This is a genomic window from uncultured Varibaculum sp. (assembly GCF_902489465.1).
Taxonomy (GTDB): Bacteria; Actinomycetota; Actinomycetes; order Actinomycetales; family Actinomycetaceae; genus Varibaculum.
Window position 1 is genome coordinate 37421 of the sequence record NZ_CABTZZ010000005.1, and the last position, 18522, is coordinate 55942.

Sequence of the window (18522 nt, forward strand, 5' to 3'; positions counted from 1 at the left end):
CCTCACATTTTCCTGCGCTAAAAGCGTAAACGGCATGTGTAAGAAGAAAACCGCTTCCAAAGACGATATTTTTGATAGTGAATCATTTTAGTCCCACAGATAAGGAAAAACCTGTGCAAACTGCGGCAGTAAAAAATGAGGGAGATCAACCTAGCTCCCTAGCTTTAGGTGACCATGTTTTCAATAAGCTGTTAAAGGAACGGATTATTTGGTTGGGCTCGGAAGTAGCCGAGGATAACGCCAACCAGATTTGTGCGCAGATGATGTTACTGGCAGCACAAGACCCGGAAAAGCCTATTTTCCTCTATATCAATTCCCCAGGAGGTTCGGTCACAGCCGGCATGGCGATTTATGACACCATGCAATATATTCAGCCAGAGGTAGTAACTGTGGCGCTGGGGATGGCAGCTTCAATGGGACAGCTGCTGCTTACCGCCGGTACCCCCGGCAAACGCTATGCCACTCCACATGCCCGGATATTGATGCACCAACCGTCCGGGGGAGTAGGTGGCACCGCCTCGGATATTCGCATTAACGCTAACTTGATCTTGCAGATGAAACAGGAGCTAGCGGAGATCAACGCCCAGCGCACCGGTAAATCTGTCGAACAGATTCGCGAAGACTCCGAAAGGGATCACTGGTTTACCGCTCAAGAGGCGCTGGAATATGGCTTTATCGACCACGTTATTGAGTCGGCTCGCAACCTCGGCGCTGATGGAAAGGAACTGTAATCACTATGGCTTTTTCACCTCTATATCCGGCGGGTGCACCACGTTTAGCTGCTAACATGCCCATTGATCGTTATGTGCTTCCCGAATTTGAAGAACGTACATCCTATGGCTTCAAACGCCAAAACCCCTACACCAAGCTTTTTGATGAGCGCATCATTTTCTTAGGGGTGCAGGTTGATGATTCTTCAGCCGATGATGTAATGGCTCAGCTACTGGTGTTGGAATCCCAAGATCCCGATTCTCTAATCACCATGTACATTAACTCGCCCGGTGGCTCCTTTACCGCTATGACGGCAATCTATGACACCATGCAGTACGTTAAGCCGCAGATTCAGACGGTTTGCTTGGGACAGGCAGCTTCTGCGGCGGCCGTGCTTTTAGCTGGTGGCTCTGCCGGTAGCCGTTTGGCTTTGCCCAATGCCCGAATCGTCATCCACCAGCCTTCAATGCAGGGCTCGCAAGGACAGGCGACTGATATCGAAATTATTGCTGAAGAAATCGATCGTATGCGTACTTGGCTAGAAGACACGATTGCCAAGCACTCGGGACAGACTTCCGAGCAAGTGCGCAAAGATATCGAACGCGATAAGATTTTGACCGCCCAGGCTGCCAAAGAGTACGGACTGATCGATCAGGTTTTAGAGTCTCGCAAAAACCCCATAAAGCACTAGCATCCCTTAGGAAGCGTGTTGGCGCTGCCCAGTCTAGGAAATACCCCTAGGCTGGGGGTAGGGATTTGATTTAGGAGGGACCTAGGTGGAAGAAGAGGCCGAGCTCTTAAAATGCTCGTTTTGCGGTAAGACGCAGCGGCAAGTGCGCAAATTAATTGCCGGGCCGGCAGTCTATATTTGCAATGAATGCGTTGATCTTTGCAACGAAATCATGGAAGAGGATACCGCGAAGCATTCGCGCTCCAAAGCCAAACCTTTGCCCAAGCCTAAAGAAATCTACGACTTTCTAAACCACTATGTTATTGGGCAAGACCACGCTAAACGGGCTCTTTCAGTAGCAGTCTATAACCATTACAAACGGGTGCAGGCGAAAGAGCGTGGCCAGAACATCGACATGTCTTTGACCAAGTCAAATATTTTGCTGCTAGGCCCTACTGGTTGCGGCAAAACTCATTTGGCGCGTTCTTTAGCTAAACTGCTTAACGTTCCATTTGCCATTGTTGATGCCACGGCGTTAACTGAAGCCGGATACGTAGGTGAGGACGTTGAAAACATCCTGCTTAAGTTAATTAATGCTGCCGATGGCGATATTAAACGTGCCGAACGCGGGATTATTTACATAGACGAGATCGATAAGATTTCCCGTAAAGCCGAGAACGCCTCGATTACCCGCGACGTGTCGGGCGAAGGCGTCCAGCAGGCGCTGCTAAAAATTATTGAGGGAACCGTGGCCTCGGTACCTCCGCAGGGTGGACGTAAACACCCTCACCAGGACTATCTAGAGATTGACACCAATTCGATTCTCTTTATAGCCGCCGGAGCTTTTGCCGGAATAGACGACATTGTGAAGTCGCGGCTAGGGCAACATTCCACCGGTTTTGGTTCTTCCTTAAAATCTTCCGCCGAACATGGAGATCTTTATGCGCAAGTCAGTGCGGATGATTTGCATCGTTTCGGCCTAATCCCAGAATTCATTGGGCGCTTGCCCGTATTAACTTCGGTAAAGGAACTTACCGAATCCGATTTGGTGCGGGTATTGGTGGAACCGGAGAATTCCCTGGTTACCCAGTATTGCTCGCTATTTGAATTGGATGGAATTGACCTGCATTTCACCGATGGAGCCATTCACGCAATAGCTCGGATGGCCAGGGAACGGGGCACCGGTGCCCGGGCGCTCTCTTCCATTATGGAGGCCGTGTTAAAGGAGACTATGTTCGAGGTTCCCTCCCAACCTGATGTACGTTCGGTGACTATCACCGAAGAGGTAGTTAACCAGGGGGCGAAACCCACTTTACTAGAAGCAGTTCCGCGTTCTAAGACTGCCTAAAACCGTTTGAGATTTCCCGCAAACGCCAGCCTTAACGCTGGTTTAACGGGTGGCAATTGCGACTGGTAATTAGTGGGGTTTACTTGGACAGTGTTGGCCGTACTAGCTAGCCCTCATTTATCCTTAGGACATGGACAGCAAGCAGGAAGACACCACCTCGCAGATTCCGCCCGAACTGGCGCAGGCGCGCGCCACTATCGACAATATCGATGCGGCGCTGATACATATCTTGGCGGAGCGCTTTAAATGTACCCAAAAGGTGGGATATCTTAAAGCTCGCCTAGGTCTTAATCCCGAGGATAAAGGACGGGAGCAACGACAGGTAGCAAGACTGAGATCCTTAGCTGAAGAGGCGGGACTAGATCCGGTGTTCGCCGAAAAATTCTTAAACTTTATCGTGCAAGAAGTTATTCGCCACCATATCGATATCGCGGAACAGCAGCGCGGCTAGTCCAACTGACAACCGACCTAACTATGGCAGGGGATCAGCTAATTGCTAACCCCTAATCAATCCTCTAGCGGGCCGCCGTAGATAGCGTTAATTTCGTTTTCAAACCGTTTTAGCACCACGGAACGTTTTACCTTCAATGAGGGCGTCATCGTGCCATTTTCTAAAGAAAAATCAGTGGTCAGTACGCGGATCTTGCGGATGGATTCGGCGCGAGAAACCTTTTGGTTAGTGCGTGCCACTGCCCGTTCTAATGCTTTTAGCACTGCCGGGTGGCGAGCGGCGTCAGAAATATCCATCGGTGGCAAGTTGTGGTTGCGCAGCCAGCCCGGAAGCATTTCCGCATCCAAGGTAACTAGGGCAGCAATGAAGGGGCGACGATCTCCCACCGCGACCACGTTCGAGATTAGCGGGTGCCCGCGCAGGCCATCTTCCAATATTTCTGGAGAGACATTTTTGCCCCCGGCGGTCACAATAATTTCTTTCATTCGACCGGTGATATATACGAAACCATCAGCATCAATCCAGCCTTTATCTTCGCTATGTAACCATCCGTCTTCGGTATAAAGCTCGGCGGTTTCTTTCTCTAAATTGAGGTAGCCAGGAGACATAGCGTCACCTTTGAACAATACTTCGCCCTCGTCAGAGATCCGTACTGCGATCCCGGGAACTGGTTGTCCTACTGAGCCGATCTTGGCGCGGGTCGGTACATTCACCGTGGCCGGTCCTAGCGTCTCGGTTAGACCGTAGCCTTCACAAACCGTGACCCCAATACCGCGGAAGAAATGACCTAAGCGTACCGATAGGGGACCGCCCCCAGAAATAATATATTTGGCATTGCCCCCTAAAAGATTAGTCAAGCGCGATAAAACCAGTTGGTAAAATACTTGCCGTCGAATTTTTAGCGCTCGGGAAGGTCCCTGCGGGGTGTCTAGGGCTTTGGAATAGTCAATAGCGGATTTGGCGGCCAGCCGGAATAAACGTAACTTTATCCCATGTCCCGCGGACGCATCGGCGGCATTATAGATCTTTTCGAGGACGCGGGGGACTGCCAATATATAGGAGGGTTTAAAGGAGGCGAGATCCGCCAAGAGATTCTTAGTGTCCGGAACTAATCCGAGAACTCCAGGTCCTAGTAGGGCGCCCCAGGAAACCAGACGCGCGAGCGCATGGGCTACCGGCAAGAAAAGTAGACAGCGCGTGGTTTTCTGCATTCCGATCTCCGCCAAATAATCTAAAAGATTCGGTAGCAAGGCCGTGGCGTTACGTTGAGTAATAAGTGTCCCTTTAGGACGCCCGGTAGTTCCGGAAGTATAAATAATGGTGGCAACAGTATCGCCGGTAATCTGGGCGTTATAGGAGTCGATGACTGCCGGAGCAATTTGTCGTCCCGCCTCGATAATAGTTAGCAAATCTCCTGCTGCCAGAGAGAAAATCCGGCATTTGTGATCCGCACGGGTGGCAACTGCTTGTATTAATTCTTGAGAGGACTGGTTGGAGGCTATCGCATAGCGAATCTTTGAGTCCTGTAAAATCCATTCGATTTGTGCGGCGGAGTCAGTTTCGTAAATGGGAACCGTAACAATCCCGATTGCCAGCGCGGCCATATCGATCAGGGTCCACTCATAGGAAGTAGGGCCGTGTAACGCTAAGCGGTCTCCTGGTTTTAGGCCAATCCCTAGCAGACCACGAGCAACCGAACTAATTTCGTCCCAGAATTCACCGGCAGATACTTTACGCCATTGTTCCCCCAGCATAGTTTTTTGTTCAATAACTGTTTGGTTAGGATCTTGGGTAACGCGACGGCGAAACAGGGAGACAACATTATCGTGTTCCGAGCGGATCTTAGTAGCCGGCATGGAAAACTCTTTTAATTTACCGGGAGTGTCCCCGGCCACCGCAATTGTTCCGGGCGGGAAAGTAAATCCCTTCTCTGCTTCCACTGGTTTCTCCTTGAACCGTTTAATCATGACTGTAGTTTATCCTAAGTTAGTTGCGAGGTTTCTTGGGTGGAGGGGTGCCTAACACCGCATTCTGAGTGGAAACCTGGGTGGCAGCCTCTTTATCTACCTGGATATTTACCGTTCCGGTTAGAGAGGCGGCGGAATCTAGGTCAGCACGTACCGACGGCAAGTTCTCCGCTGACCAGTCATCGGCGTAGACAATAGTTACCTGCTCGAAGGGGGTGCGCTGTCCCACTTTGGCTTCGGACTTTACCTTACGTAGAACGCTCAGCGTGTCGCCGGCAAGTTCCAGCAGCTGCGCTTGTCCGGCAGCTTGCTCGAGAGCGGGGGTAACTTTCGGCCAGGGAGCGGTGTGAACCGATCCGGAGCGATACCAAGACCAAACTTCTTCGGCTGCATAGGGCAGGAATGGTGCCAGCAGGCGGGTTACGTTGTCAACCACCAGTGCGAGGGCAGTGCGCGCTGAATCTTGCGCGTCGCTCTCCCAGCTTCCAGAGAAGTTATGGGCTCGGTTTTTAACCAACTCTAGATAGTTGTCACAAAAATCCCAGAAGAATGACTCGGTTATCTCGAGGGCACGAGTATGATCATATTTGTCAAAAGCACTGGTGGCCCCACAGATAACCTCATTTAGTCGGGCAATGACTGCTTTGTCTAAGGCATTAGTTACCTTTATGGGGTCAAGGCAGAGGTCAGCGTCCTCGGTCATAGCTAGCGCAAATTTAGAAGCATTCAGTAGCTTCATCGCCAAGCGCCGCCCGATCTTCATTTGCGCTTCTTCAAAAGCAGTGTCGGTGCCTAGACGCGCCGCAGCTGCCCAATAGCGTACGGAATCCGAGCCATGTTTTTCCAGCAACCCCATCGGGGTAACTACATTCCCTTTAGATTTCGACATCTTTTTGCGATCGGGATCCAGAATCCAGCCTGAAATCGCGGCATTCTTAAAGGGGAGGGCGCCGAATTCCAAGTGTGCCCGCACCACGGTCGAGAACAGCCAGGTACGGATAATGTCTTGACCTTGCGGACGCACATCCATGGGGTAAACCCGCTGGAATAAATCCTCATCTCGCAGCCAACCGCCCGCAATCTGGGGGGTGAGGGACGAGGTCGCCCAGGTGTCTAAAATATCGACTTCTCCGGTAAACCCGCCGGCTTTACCCCGCTGATCTTCGGTAAATCCCTCCGGAACATCACTAGTCGGATCAATCGGCAGGGATTCTTCGGAGGGCATTAACACTTGGTCGTAATCAACTTCACCGCTCTCATCCACGCGGTACCACAGCGGAATCGGTACTCCGAAGAAACGTTGGCGAGAAACCAGCCAGTCATTATGGAGTCCATGTACCCAGTTGGCGTAGCGTACCTTCATGAAATCGGGGTGGAAGCGCAGTTCCTCTCCCCGTTTTAATAGTTCGGCGTTAAGGTTTTCTTGATGCTCCGGTAGCGTGTAGTCGCTGCCGCCATTGCGGATATACCATTGGCGCGACATTACTATTTCGAGCGGCTTATCTCCCTTTTCGAAGAAATTAGTTTGCCGCATAGTTTTTTGCGGTTCGCCCTTTAGCTCTCCGCTTTCTTTCAAAGCCTCTACAACGATTTGCCGCGCCGAGAATGTGGTTTTCCCGCGGATAGCATCCATCAGCTTTCTGCCAGCCGGATCGGTGATCCAATCAGTTGGCTCCTGGGTGATGCGGCCATCTTTTGCCAAAATCACCCTGGTGGGTAAGTTTAAATCCCGCCACCATTCCACGTCGGTAACGTCACCGAAGGTACAGCACATGGCAATGCCGGCGCCTTTATCCATTTCGGCTGCTGGGTGAGCCAATACCGGAACCTCTACGTTAAAGCCGGGACTGGTCACGGTTTTACCAAATAGATGCTGGTAGCGCTGGTCATCGGGGTGAGCAACCAAGCAGCAGCAAGCCGCCAGTAGCTCCGGACGAGTGGTTTCAATGATTACGTCCTCGCCGCTTGGCAGATGGAAAGCTAGCGCATGGTAAAAACCGGGGTAGTCACGGGCCTCTAATTCGGCCTGCGCTACCGCAGTTTGGAAAGTTACATCCCATAGCCCGGGAGCTGCCGCTTGATAGGCTTCCCCGCGCTTAAGGTTCCGCAAGAAGGCAGCTTGGGCTACTTTTTGGGAATCTTTAGAAATAGTTTGGTACTGATGCTTCCAATCCACGCTGAGACCCAGGCGCCGCCAGAGCGCCTCAAAGGATTTTTCGTCCTCTTTCGTTAGCTGTTCGCACAGTTCAATAAAGTTCTTGCGGGAAACTGGCACCTGATCGCGGGCTTTAACCGATTTGGAATCGCCGTGATGTGGCGGCTCAAAATTTGGGTCATAGGGCAATGAAGGATCACAACGGACTCCGTAATAGTTTTGGGCACGCCGCTCTGTAGGCAAACCGTTATCGTCCCAACCCATGGGGTAGAACACTGCTTTACCCTGCATTCGCTGGTAGCGAGCCAGGCAATCGGTGTGAGTATAAGAGAACACGTGCCCTACGTGCAATGATCCCGAGGCCGTGGGCGGGGGAGTATCAATCGAGAACACCTGCTCGCGCTGCGCTTCGCGGTCAAAAGCGTACACCTGCTGGTCTTCCCAGGCCGCGGCCCAGCGTTCTTCGAGGCCGTCTACGCTTACTCGCTGGGGAACTTTCGGGGCGGGCAAGTGTAGATCTGCTAAATCCCGGTGATCGTGGGGATTACTCATCGGCCATCTCCTATTTCATCTTTTCCCTGTCTACCGGCTCTGCCACCTCTGCGGGTGCAGAAACTGGTGTTTACATACCCTACTAAACTACTCGGTTTCGCAGGCCAACCCCAAAATATTCCGAGCGTCCTCGCCCTCGGAAAATATCGGTAATAGCTGGTACAGCTAAGAGCCTGCTCCCAAGAAACCTTAAACTAGCTAAGGAAATCAGGGGCAGTCTCTACTGCTAGTTTGCACGTCACCAGGTGCTAATTATTTTCTAGTTTTCCTCCGTTCTCGCGAGCAATCTGTTGGTTATAGGGGGTATCCCAATAAACTTCCTGAGTAAGGGAATTGCGTCTAGTCGAGCACACCTTATAAATGTGATAGCCGAACACCACCACATTGGCTACTAGGGCGGCTGCCGCGAGCAATAGCATTGCACTGGGGATGTGCGCGCTGCGATGCGCAAACATGGAATCCTGCATAAAGTGAGGGAAGGTTAACACTATCGCCGACCAGAAGGTCAAGGTATAGGCTCGGTATTGAATCCAAGCTCCTTTACCCAATGCTAAGAATGCGGGAATCGTACAAGAAGCCAGCAAAGCCACACCCGAATACCAGGCGCGATCAGCTAGACAGTGATACACATAGGCAACATTCCACAGATCGTAGGCAATAATCCAACCGACAGTCAGATCTCCCCAGATAATTTGCTTATTTTTACCTTTGGATACGTAGATTCCCATCCAGCCCGAAATCATTAGGAAATTTAGGATTCCAGCGATTCCGTTCATAATGTTCCAAGGCCCGCCCCAGGTAACCATTCCTTGGGAGGGATCCACCCGGTGAATCGAGTAGCACTGGAAATCGCGGATTACGGCCTCGATAATATTCATCACCAAAATCAGCGGAAGAGGGTGGCCAGGCGGGATTATCGGTTACTGGAGGACGCACCTCGTTCACTGCCGGGTCTTGACGACCATAGCGCAGCCATTGGTTGTGAGTAGCTTCGTAAAGTTCGGTGCCATCCCAGCGTCCGGCCGGAGTGCCGTAGCCGAAGAGCTTGCCTCCCAGGACTGCGCGCTTGATCCGGGCTTGCCACTGCGGCTTTTTGCGGAACTCGGCAACCCGCTTCACATATAGGTTCTGTAGGTGCGCCATACAGCCCCCGATTAGTTCAATATTGATCCAGTTAATCGCAGCCGCAAACTTGGTGTCGGGTTCAAATCCGATCCGCCAGTGGTTGATTAATCGGCAGCGATTATCTTTGAGCGGAATCAGATAGAAACACAGGGCAGACCCATAATGTTTCATCCCCGGGTAGCGGAAAGCAAAAGATCCCGGTGCCCGCGGTGGATGTTTAGTATCTACCCATTGGGAAAGATATTTACCAGGGACTACGTCCGCCCATTCCATGGACATACCAGCGAAGTAAACCGCCGCTATATCGCCCGGTTTTAAGGCATCTTTCCCTTGCCGCTGTTCTTGAATTTCGTAGGAATTAAAGAAAGGTAGCCGGTCAAAGCTACGTTCTAGGAACTCTGAGGAATAAGAGCCAGCCTTGTCGCAACCTAGCTGTTTTAGGTGCCGGTACACCGCGTAGGCGGGAGCATCAATATCAATCGCGTAAGTGGAGGAACGACCATTGGAATAACACCGGTCAATCAAGTCATCGGAGGGATAGTGCCACTCATTTTCTTCTTTGGTAGCCTTGCCCGAAAACTGACTGAAGCCGACACCTACCGCGCCTGCGCCACCAACTTCCAATGCTTAATGGATATTGTTTCCGCCCGCTCAATCTCAATGATTGAGGGCTTACCAGAAACCCGTGACATTACTGCTGCTAGTGGTTCTGTCGCCTGGTATCAAGCCGCAGCCGATGCCTTTAAAGCCAGCGGAGTGGGAATAGACCCTGCCACCGGATTCCGCACCATTGGTGGCTACTGGAACCTGCTCTCAAAGAATCCTAACTAACTGCAAAAATGCAAAATAGAACGTTTGTTCGTAGGATAGAGGTGTGGATGAAAAACTGGTAGTTAAAGGGGCACGAGAACACAATCTGCGCAATGTGGGGATTGAGATTCCGCGTGACCAGATGGTGGTGTTTACCGGACTGTCTGGCTCGGGGAAGTCCTCACTGGCCTTCGATACCATTTTTGCCGAAGGACAGCGCCGCTATGTAGAGTCCCTGTCCTCTTATGCCCGCCAGTTTTTAGGTCGTCTGGATAAACCGGATGTGGATTTTATCGCCGGGCTATCTCCGGCCGTTTCTATCGATCAAAAATCTACTTCCCGCAATCCGCGTTCTACCGTAGGTACTATTACCGAGGTCTACGACTATTTGCGGTTGCTGTATGCCCGCGCCGGGCAGGCCTACTGCCCGGTGTGTGGGGAAAAAATCCAGGCGCAAACCGCTCAGCAAATCGTGGATCGCCTGCTAACTCTGCCAGAAAAAACCCGTTTCCAGATATTGGCTCCGGTGGTGCGCGGACGCAAAGGTGAATACAGCGAACTTTTTGCCGAGCTAGTAACCCAGGGATTCTCGGCCGCAGTGGTAGACGGAGAAACCGTGCGCCTGACCCAGCCCCCGCAACTGGAGCGCAAAATTAAACACGATATTTTTGTGCGGGTCGATCGCCTGGTCATGAAAGAGGGCGTGCGCACCCGGCTTTCCGACTCGATAGAAACTGCTTTGAAACTGGCAGACGGACTGGTAGTTGTCGATTTTGTGGATCGAGAGGCATCTGATCCCGAGCGTTCCCGGCGTTTTTCTGAAAACCGCGCCTGTCCCAATGATCACCCCTTACAACTCGAGGAAATAGAGCCGCGAACTTTTTCCTTCAATGCCCCCTATGGGGCTTGCCCGGATTGTTCGGGGTTAGGGTCTCATCTGGAAGTTGATCCGGAACTGGTGGTTCCCAACCCGGAGCTTGCAATTTCTGAGGGCGCTATTGCTCCCTGGTCAACTAAAAATAAATACTTAATGCATATGGTTGCGGGCCTGGGGGAGGAACTAGGCTTCGATCTGGATACTCCTTTTAGCAAGCTATCGGGCTCCCAACAGAAAGCTCTTTTACGTGGACGCGATTACCAGGTAAAAGTAAAGTTCCGGAATCGTTGGGGACGAATGCGCACTTATTCTTCTGGATTTGAGGGTGCGATCCCTTGGATTATGCGCAAACGAGAGGAAACTGAATCCGAGGTAATGCGCGCGCGGTACGAAGGGTATATGCGCCAAGTTCCCTGCTCTACCTGTCACGGGGATCGTCTGAAACCGGAAGTTCTGGCAGTAAAAATTGGGGAACTAAATATCGCGGAGTTAACCAAACTATCGATTTCTGCCAGCGGCAAATACTTGTCGGAAGTAGAACTGACGGGACCGGCCAAGAAAATCGCCGAGCCAATATTGAAAGAAGTACAGGTACGCCTGCAGTTTTTACAAGATGTGGGTCTAGGCTATTTGACCTTGGCGCGGGGAGCCGCCACACTCTCAGGGGGAGAAGCCCAGCGGATTCGTCTCGCCACCCAGATTGGTTCCGGTCTGGTAGGGGTACTTTATGTGCTGGATGAGCCCTCTATTGGGTTACACCAGCGCGATAACCACAAACTAATCGAAACCCTCAAAAAGCTCCGTGACCTTGGAAACACTTTGTTGGTAGTAGAACATGACGAGGACACTATCCGCGCTAGCGACTGGATAGTCGATATCGGGCCGGAAGCCGGCGAACACGGGGGAGAAGTCCTCTACTCGGGGCCGATAGCGGGGATTGCTGACTGTAAGCGTTCTCTTACCGGACAGTATCTAACCGGCAAAAAGCAGATTGCAGTCCCCAAAAAACGGCGCAAGATTGAAAAAGATCGACAAATAAAAATTATTGGGGCGCGGGAAAATAACCTGAAGAATCTCGACGTTTCGATCCCTCTAGGTAAGTTAGTACTGGTCACCGGGGTATCTGGTTCCGGAAAATCTACTTTGATTAACCAGATAATGTATGAGGCCTTAGCGGCAAAGTTGCAGCGCAAAAAAGTGGTTCCCGGTCGCCATAAAGGGATTGAAGGCATCGAACACTTGGACAAGGTGGTACATGTAGATCAAAGTCCGATTGGACGTAATCCCCGTTCTAACCCCGCCACCTATACCGGGGTCTGGGATGCGGTGCGCGCCCTCTTTGCCCAAACCCCCGAGGCGCAGCTGCGCGGATACGGGCCGGGGCGTTTTTCTTTCAACGTCAAAGGAGGACGCTGTGAGGCTTGTAAAGGAGATGGCACGCTTAAGATTGAAATGAACTTCCTGCCTGATGTGTATGTACCTTGCGAGGTATGCGAGGGCGCACGCTATAACCAGGAAACATTAGAAATTAAATACCGGGGCAAATCAGTAGCCGAAGTGCTCGATATGCCAATTAGCGAAGCGGCAGAGTTTTTTGCTCCTATAAATAAGATTTCTCGTCACCTGAACACCCTGGTAGAGGTGGGATTAGGGTATCTGCACCTCGGGCAAAGCGCTACCACCCTTTCTGGTGGGGAAGCCCAGCGGGTAAAACTAGCCAGTGAACTCCAGCGCCGCTCCAATGGACGCACTATTTATGTCCTCGATGAACCTACCACCGGGCTACACCTGGAAGATATTCGCAAATTAATGCTGGTTTTGCAGTCGTTGGTAGACAAGGGCAACTCGGTCATCGTAATCGAACACAATCTGGATGTGATTAAGTGTGCCGATTGGGTAATCGATTTAGGTCCCGAGGGCGGAGACGGCGGGGGTACGTTAGTAGCGCAAGGCACCCCGGAACAAGTAGCAAAAGTGAAAACTTCCTACACCGGGCAGTACCTGCGCTCAATGTTGAAGTGACCTTAATTTGGGTGGGCCACAAGTAAGACTAGCGCTCCTACTTTACGTTTTCGTCTTTTCTGCTGTGCTAATCTACGGAAAAGAGAAACCTATTTTGAATTGGAGATTCGCCAATGGGAGCTCCCCTTATCGATCTAATGCAATTCACTTCGGTGTCCGCCGCAGTCCTTGATCGGGCTCGCAGACGCCCTCGGCAAATAGCGGTCGAACGTCCTTCTGCACTGGGCGCAGCCTGGGAAAAGATCTCCGCATCTTCGTTAGGGGACGCTATCCGAGCAGCTGGGTTAGGTTGGATCGGTTTGGGGCTCAAACCGGGAGATGCGGTCTCTATTTTGGGATCCACCTCTTATGAGTGGATGGTTATGGATTTGGGCGCGCAAGCCGCGGGACTGGTAACGGTACCAATTTATGAAACCGACTCTTATGAGCAAGTAAAGTGGATTACCCAAAAAGCCCAGGTAAAGGCAATTATTACTGATTCTACGGCACAAGCCAATATGATCCGTCAGTTGGATAAAGAACCCGAACTAAGTGGGCAAATCTCGGTGGTTTTCTCTCTAGATGATTCGGGATTTACCCGTCTGTTAGAGCATGGGCGCACAATCTCCCCCTCTAAGCTAGATGAACGCTTAGAACAAATAAGACTTGATGACCTATGCACTATCGTTTTTACTTCCGGGACTACCGGGCGTCCCAAGGGAGTGGAAATCACTCACGCCAACTTTTTGCGCCCCCTAAATGCCGTAATCGAGCGGAAAAGTTGGAATGAATGGATTTTTGATCCCGGCGCCCGGGTGATTTACTTCTTACCGGTAACCCACGTACTCGCGCGTTTCCTGGGGTATCAGCAGCTGGTAGGCCATGGTACCGCTGCGTTCTTGCCAAATCCGAAGACTATCGTGCAAGATATGCAGACGTTTAAACCGAATGCGCTGCTAGTGGTACCCAGGGTGCTGGAGAAAATCTATAACGCTGCCGATGCCACCGCTGGTTCCGGGATAAAGCTGCGGATTTTCCGGATGGCAGCACGCACTGCCGAACAGTGGGCGCGCCTGCAAGAGTCGGGGGGCGAGATTTCTTTCGGACAAAAAGTAAAGATTCGCATTGCGCGGCGGCTAGTTTTAAATAAGATTCGTAAGCTTATGGGCGGGAACTTACAGGGGATTGTCTCTGGGGGAGCGCCCATGGCCGAGCGGCTCGGCCGGTTCTTCATTGGATGCGGAATTGAAGTCTTGCAAGGCTATGGCGCTACCGAAACCACCGGACCGTTGACTATGTCTGACCGAATCGGTAACAAAACCGGATACGTGGGACACGCGCTAGTGTGCAACGAAGTGCGTTTGGGAGAGGGCGGCGAGCTGCAGGCACGGGGAGGCTCGATTATGCGGGGATATCACGGGGAACCAGAACTCACCAGGGAAGCATTTACCGAGGACGGGTGGCTAAAAACCGGAGATATTGCGCAGATTGATGCGGATGGAAACGTTAAAATTACCGGACGAGCCAAAGAAATCATTGTGACTGCCGGAGGGAAGAATGTAGCCCCCGAAGTTCTAGAAGAGCGCCTGAAGGGTCATCCCCTAATCTCGCAAGTGATGGTGGTGGGAGATAATAAACCCTTCGTAGCAGCCCTAGTCACTCTAGATAAAGAAATGCTGCCTACCTGGCTAAAGAATCACGGTATGGCGCAGATGGATGTTACCCGCGCGGCTCGGGATCCCCGGGTACTGGAAGCCCTGCAGCGGGCAGTCCAACGTACCAATCGGGCAGTGTCCCGGGCAGAATCTATCCGGAAGATCAAAATAATTACTACCGATTGGACTACCGAGAACGGAATGCTGACTCCGTCGCTAAAAATCAAGCGTAATCGGATTCGCTCTATCTATCGGGAACAAATCGAGGATCTCTATGCCAAGACGGATAAGAAATAGCCCCGGTTCTCTTTCGTACCCTGCCGAGGCTATATCGTCCATAATCGCTTAAGCAGATCAGCCGGCCTATAAGCCGGGTTCTGTACTGGCAAAGCCAGTGGCGACCATCTATCTTAGACCTGCGTTACCGCCTGCCTTTAGCAACCTACCCGCAAGTTAAAAGCGGACCACCCAACTTGCTGCTTGGTCTTGCTCCGGATGGGGTTTACCTAGCTGGCCAAGTCACCTTGACCACTGGTGGTCTCTTACACCGCCTTTTCACCCTTACCAACGCAACGCGTGGCGGTTTGTTTTCTGCGGCACTAGCCCGCGGGTCACCCCGGGTGGCTGTTAGCCATCATCCTGTCCTGTGGAGCCCGGACTTTCCTCGACTATCGCTAGCCGCGGCCGCCCGGCCGACTGATCCGGGTCAATAATACCCAAATCCGCCCTCTAATCGAAAGCAAAGTGCCAGCGGATGGATGCTCCCAGCTAAACCGGAGGTACCGATTATTCCAGGGTTGCTAGACTGTAAGACATGGTTGCCTATATAGATATTCACCCAGTTAATCCCCAAGCGCGGCTAATCACGAAAGCTGCTGACATTATTCGAGATGGGGGCGTGATCGCTTACCCCACGGATTCCGGTTACGCCCTCGGCTGCAAACTTGGAAATAAAGCGGGGCTGGAACGGATACAAACTATCCGCAAGCTGCCTAAAACCCATAACTTCACCCTTATTTGCCACGATTTTAAGCAATTGGGGAAGTTGGTAATCGTTGATAATTCAGCGTTTAAGCTGATAAACAGGCTTACCCCCGGGCCGTTTACCTTTATTATGAAGGGCGATAAGGCGGTGCCGCGGATTATGGTTAATCCCAAGAAAAAGACTGTGGGGGCACGAATTCCCAATCATGTAACTACTTTGGCTCTGGTAGAAGAATTGGGGGAGCCTCTAATGTCCTCCACTTTGATTTTGCCGGACAAGGAAGTTCCGGAAGCTAACGGCTGGGAAATCCGCGATGAAATCGGTTACCTGTTAGATGCAGTTATCGAAGGACCGGTAGAAGAAGCCCGCCCCACCACGGTTATTGATCTGAGCGGCTCAGTGCCTGAGGTGGTGCGCCAGGGCGCCGGTGATCTTTCGGATGTAATGATCTAGTGGATCTTTTCCAACAGGCCGCGCTTAACGAACAGGGGATCCCCGCGTTCTCGGACACCGCGCCCTTGGCGGTGCGGATGCGGCCGCTCAGTATTGACGAGGTAGTCGGACAAGCACACTTGCTGGAGCCGGGTTCTCCCTTGCGACGGCTTTTAGAACCTCAAGGCAGCGCCGGACAAGTTAGCTCTATTATTTTTTATGGGCCGCCGGGCACGGGGAAAACCACGCTTGCCTATTTGGTAGCCACCGCCTCGCAGCGTAACTTCGTGGAGGTCAGCGCGGTTTCTGCCGGGGTTAAAGAAGTACGGGCTGTTATAAAGCAGGCACGCGAGCAGCTACGCGCCACTGGTAAACAAACCGTGCTTTTTGTGGACGAGGTACATCGTTTCTCCAAGTCCCAGCAAGACGCCCTTCTGCCGGCGGTGGAAAATTCTTGGGTTATTTTGGTAGCTGCCACTACCGAGAATCCTTCCTTTTCCATAGTTTCTCCGTTGCTTTCGCGCTCTTTGCTGCTCACTTTAAACCCGCTAAATAAGCAGGACGTGAAAGGAGTACTGCGCCGCGCCCTTACCGATGAACGCGGACTGAAAGGTAAGGTAACTGCTGACGAGGACGCTTTAAATCGCCTCGCGGATTTGGGGGGAGCCGACGGACGCAAAGCGCTTACCTTACTAGAGGCCGCCGCTGAGGGGGCGTTAACGGCGGGGCGTAGCGCCCTCAGCACTGAAGATATAGCTCGCGCCGCCGACACTGCAATAGTGAAATATGATCGCGATGATCACTACGACGTTATCAGTGCCTTCATAAAATCCATGCGTGGTTCCGACGTCGATGCTACCTTGCATTACTTGGCACGCATGATCGAAGGGGGAGAAGACCCGCGTTTTATTGCGCGGAGAATCATGATTTGTGCCAGTGAGGACGTGGGGATGGCAGATCCGGAAGCACTAGAAATTGCAGTCAGCGCTGCCCAGGCAGTCCAGATGATCGGAATGCCGGAGGGGAGGATTATTTTGGCACAGGCAGCCGTGGCAGTAGCGACCGCCCCGAAATCCAATGCCTCCTATTTGGGAATTGAAGCCGCCATTAAAGATGTGCGTGCCGGGAAAAGCGACCCGGTGCCTAGCCATCTGCGTGATTCTCATTACGCTGATGCTAAAAAAATGGGAGTGTCTGGATATAAATATGCGCATAATTATCCGCACCATATTGTTACGCAAACTTATCTACCTGCGTCGTTAGTTGGAACTCAGTATTATCACCCGACCGATAACGGCTACGAAGATTTGGTATCTAAGCGTTTGCATACTATCCGAGGCATTTTGGCAAATGGCAATGGTAAGCAGAAATAAGCTAGTCTAAAACAGTTGTCTACAGACAACCCTGGGGTCTTAGCCCGCGTGGTGACCCCACCGGCAATACCGGTGAATGAAAATTGAAGAACACATACAGGAGAAAACAAAATGGCAAATAAACGTGCACGTAAGCAGGTTCGACTATCTCGCGCTCTGGGGATCGCGCTGACCCCCAAGGCACAGCGTTACTTCGACCGCCGCCCCTATGGGCCGGGTGAACATGGACGGGCTCGCCGTCGCAGCGAATCTGACTACGCGATCCGTTTGAAGGAAAAACAGCGTCTGCGTGCCCAATACAATATCCGCGAGGCTCAGATGCGCCGCCTATTCGAAGAGGCGCGGCGGATTAAGGGCATGACCGGTGAAAACCTGATCGTACTGCTAGAGTCCCGTTTGGATGCCCTGGTCTTACGTTCTGGTTTTGCCCGCACCATGCCACAGGCTCGGCAGACAGTAGTTCACCGTCACGTGCTGGTCGATGGCAAGCAGGTTGACCGCCCCTCCTACCGGGTAAAGCCTGGTCAGGTTATCCAGATTTGCCCCAAGTCCCAGACTAAAGATCCCTTTATTGTGGCGGCAGCGGGTTCTCACCGCGATGTGCTACCGGATGTGCCCCCCTATTTGGATGTGAACTTAGAACAGCTACAGGCAACCTATTTGCGACTTCCTGAGCGTGATGAAATCCCAGTAATCTGCGATCTGCAGATGGTGGTTGAGCACTACTCACGCTAAGTAATTATTCTTGTTGCCTGATGCCTCCCGATTTTTCGGGGGGCATCAGGCATATTTTGCTTGGTTCTGACACTGATGCTCGGTAGGGTAAAATCCAGCTATACACAAGCATTCTTTAGGAAGGAAGAACAATGAGCGTGGGTGAGGTTGCTTCATTAATCGCCGCTTTAGCGTTTTTGCTACTGGTCGTGTTTCTGGCGATACCTCTATGGAAGCTGGGGAAAGTATTTGACCAGCTTCAAGGATCAATTAAGCAGGTAGCAGCGGATACGGGCGATACCGTTAAGGAAGTTTCCCAAACGGTACGGGATGCCAACGCCCAGTTGGTGCGGGTCGATGCAGTTACCACTTCCGCAGCGCAGGTTGCACAGGATATCTCTGCGGTTTCTACCTTGGTTTCTTCTACCTTTGCCGGCCCTTTGATTAAACTCTCTGCCTTTTCTTACGCCGCCCGGAGAATGTTTAACCGGAAAGGGCAAGACTAATGAAGAAACTAGTGAAACTGGGAATTGCCGTGGCGGTTGTGGGTGCTATTGCGTATTCGATACCCCCGGTACGTCAGCGGATACAAGCTGCCGGAGCCGCTTTCCAGAAAGATTTTGAAGTCCGAGAAAGGCAATTGCGGGCGGCGTTAATGCCACAAACCACCCCCTTAAGTTAATCGCATGTTCAATA

At 51.9% G+C, this 18522-nt stretch carries 14 protein-coding genes, 1 other RNA gene and 2 pseudogenes; 12 read left to right on the plus strand and 5 right to left on the minus strand.

Going from position 1 to position 18522, the window contains the following annotated elements:
- Positions 1 to 113: 113 nt before the first annotated feature.
- The 4 genes from RDM26_RS01740 to RDM26_RS01755 all read left to right on the plus strand — a co-directional run bounded on the left by RDM26_RS01740 (position 114) and on the right by RDM26_RS01755 (position 3180).
- The gene (locus RDM26_RS01740) at positions 114 to 731 is read left to right on the plus strand and encodes an ATP-dependent Clp protease proteolytic subunit (protein WP_307737342.1); all 618 of its coding nucleotides are present in this window, start codon (positions 114 to 116) and stop codon (positions 729 to 731) included.
- A gap of 5 nt (positions 732 to 736) precedes the next feature.
- The gene (locus RDM26_RS01745; protein ID WP_374041806.1) at positions 737 to 1402 is read left to right on the plus strand and encodes an ATP-dependent Clp protease proteolytic subunit; all 666 of its coding nucleotides are present in this window, start codon (positions 737 to 739) and stop codon (positions 1400 to 1402) included.
- 85 nt (positions 1403 to 1487) lie between these two features.
- Positions 1488 to 2729 (plus strand): ATP-dependent Clp protease ATP-binding subunit ClpX, encoded by a 1242-nt coding sequence (gene clpX / locus RDM26_RS01750; RefSeq protein WP_307737343.1) that lies wholly within the window; start codon positions 1488 to 1490, stop codon positions 2727 to 2729.
- 130 nt (positions 2730 to 2859) lie between these two features.
- Entirely contained in the window at positions 2860 to 3180 is a 321-nt protein-coding gene (locus tag RDM26_RS01755) for a chorismate mutase (RefSeq protein WP_307737344.1), read from the plus strand.
- A 56-nt stretch (positions 3181 to 3236) separates the two neighbouring features.
- Here RDM26_RS01755 and RDM26_RS01760 read toward each other — a convergent pair whose 3' ends face one another.
- From RDM26_RS01760 to RDM26_RS01775, 4 genes and pseudogenes are all read right to left on the minus strand, one after another.
- Positions 3237 to 5120: an AMP-binding protein gene (locus tag RDM26_RS01760; protein ID WP_307737345.1), complete on the minus strand. Its 1884-nt coding sequence runs from the start codon at positions 5118 to 5120 to the stop codon at positions 3237 to 3239.
- Positions 5121 to 5166: 46 nt separating this feature from the next.
- A complete protein-coding gene (gene valS / locus RDM26_RS01765; RefSeq protein ID WP_307737346.1) occupies positions 5167 to 7854 on the minus strand; it encodes a valine--tRNA ligase in 2688 nt (895 codons plus the stop codon).
- Between the two features lie 248 nt (positions 7855 to 8102).
- Positions 8103 to 8747, minus strand: a pseudogene (locus tag RDM26_RS01770) (DUF5692 family protein); the annotation flags it as partial.
- Positions 8722 to 9603 (minus strand): annotated as a pseudogene (locus tag RDM26_RS01775) (hypothetical protein); the annotation flags it as partial. The pseudogenes RDM26_RS01770 and RDM26_RS01775, both read right to left, overlap by 26 nt.
- Here RDM26_RS01775 and RDM26_RS01780 point away from each other — a divergent pair.
- The 3 genes from RDM26_RS01780 to RDM26_RS01790 all read left to right on the plus strand — a co-directional run bounded on the left by RDM26_RS01780 (position 9520) and on the right by RDM26_RS01790 (position 14619).
- Complete coding sequence (locus RDM26_RS01780; RefSeq protein ID WP_307737379.1) at positions 9520 to 9810, plus strand: hypothetical protein; 291 nt, start codon at positions 9520 to 9522, stop codon at positions 9808 to 9810. The pseudogene RDM26_RS01775 and the gene RDM26_RS01780 overlap by 84 nt on opposite strands.
- A 43-nt stretch (positions 9811 to 9853) precedes the next feature.
- The gene (gene uvrA / locus RDM26_RS01785; RefSeq protein WP_307737347.1) at positions 9854 to 12688 is read left to right on the plus strand and encodes an excinuclease ABC subunit UvrA; all 2835 of its coding nucleotides are present in this window, start codon (positions 9854 to 9856) and stop codon (positions 12686 to 12688) included.
- A 113-nt stretch (positions 12689 to 12801) separates the two neighbouring features.
- On the plus strand, positions 12802 to 14619 hold the full coding sequence (locus tag RDM26_RS01790; RefSeq protein ID WP_307737348.1) for an AMP-binding protein: 1818 nt from the start codon (positions 12802 to 12804) through the stop codon (positions 14617 to 14619).
- Between the two features lie 53 nt (positions 14620 to 14672).
- On the opposite strand, the gene rnpB is transcribed toward RDM26_RS01790, so the two are convergent.
- Positions 14673 to 15022: RNase P RNA component class A (gene rnpB, locus RDM26_RS01795), an RNA gene on the minus strand.
- Positions 15023 to 15136: 114 nt separating this feature from the next.
- On the opposite strand from rnpB, the gene RDM26_RS01800 reads away from it, so the two are divergent.
- From RDM26_RS01800 to RDM26_RS01820, 5 genes are all read left to right on the plus strand, one after another.
- Positions 15137 to 15760: an L-threonylcarbamoyladenylate synthase gene (locus RDM26_RS01800; RefSeq protein WP_307737349.1), complete on the plus strand. Its 624-nt coding sequence runs from the start codon at positions 15137 to 15139 to the stop codon at positions 15758 to 15760.
- Positions 15760 to 17112: an AAA family ATPase gene (locus tag RDM26_RS01805; RefSeq protein ID WP_307737350.1), complete on the plus strand. Its 1353-nt coding sequence runs from the start codon at positions 15760 to 15762 to the stop codon at positions 17110 to 17112. The genes RDM26_RS01800 and RDM26_RS01805 overlap by 1 nt, the downstream gene beginning before the upstream one ends.
- 111 nt (positions 17113 to 17223) lie before the next feature.
- Positions 17224 to 17847 (plus strand): 30S ribosomal protein S4, encoded by a 624-nt coding sequence (gene rpsD / locus RDM26_RS01810; protein WP_307737351.1) that lies wholly within the window; start codon positions 17224 to 17226, stop codon positions 17845 to 17847.
- A gap of 131 nt (positions 17848 to 17978) precedes the next feature.
- Positions 17979 to 18332 (plus strand): DUF948 domain-containing protein, encoded by a 354-nt coding sequence (locus RDM26_RS01815; protein WP_024058818.1) that lies wholly within the window; start codon positions 17979 to 17981, stop codon positions 18330 to 18332.
- Positions 18332 to 18508 carry a hypothetical protein gene (locus RDM26_RS01820; protein ID WP_307737352.1) on the plus strand — a complete coding sequence of 59 codons (177 nt, stop codon included), beginning with the start codon at positions 18332 to 18334 and terminating at the stop codon, positions 18506 to 18508. Before RDM26_RS01815 ends, RDM26_RS01820 begins: the two co-directional genes overlap by 1 nt.
- Positions 18509 to 18522: the final 14 nt, after the last annotated feature.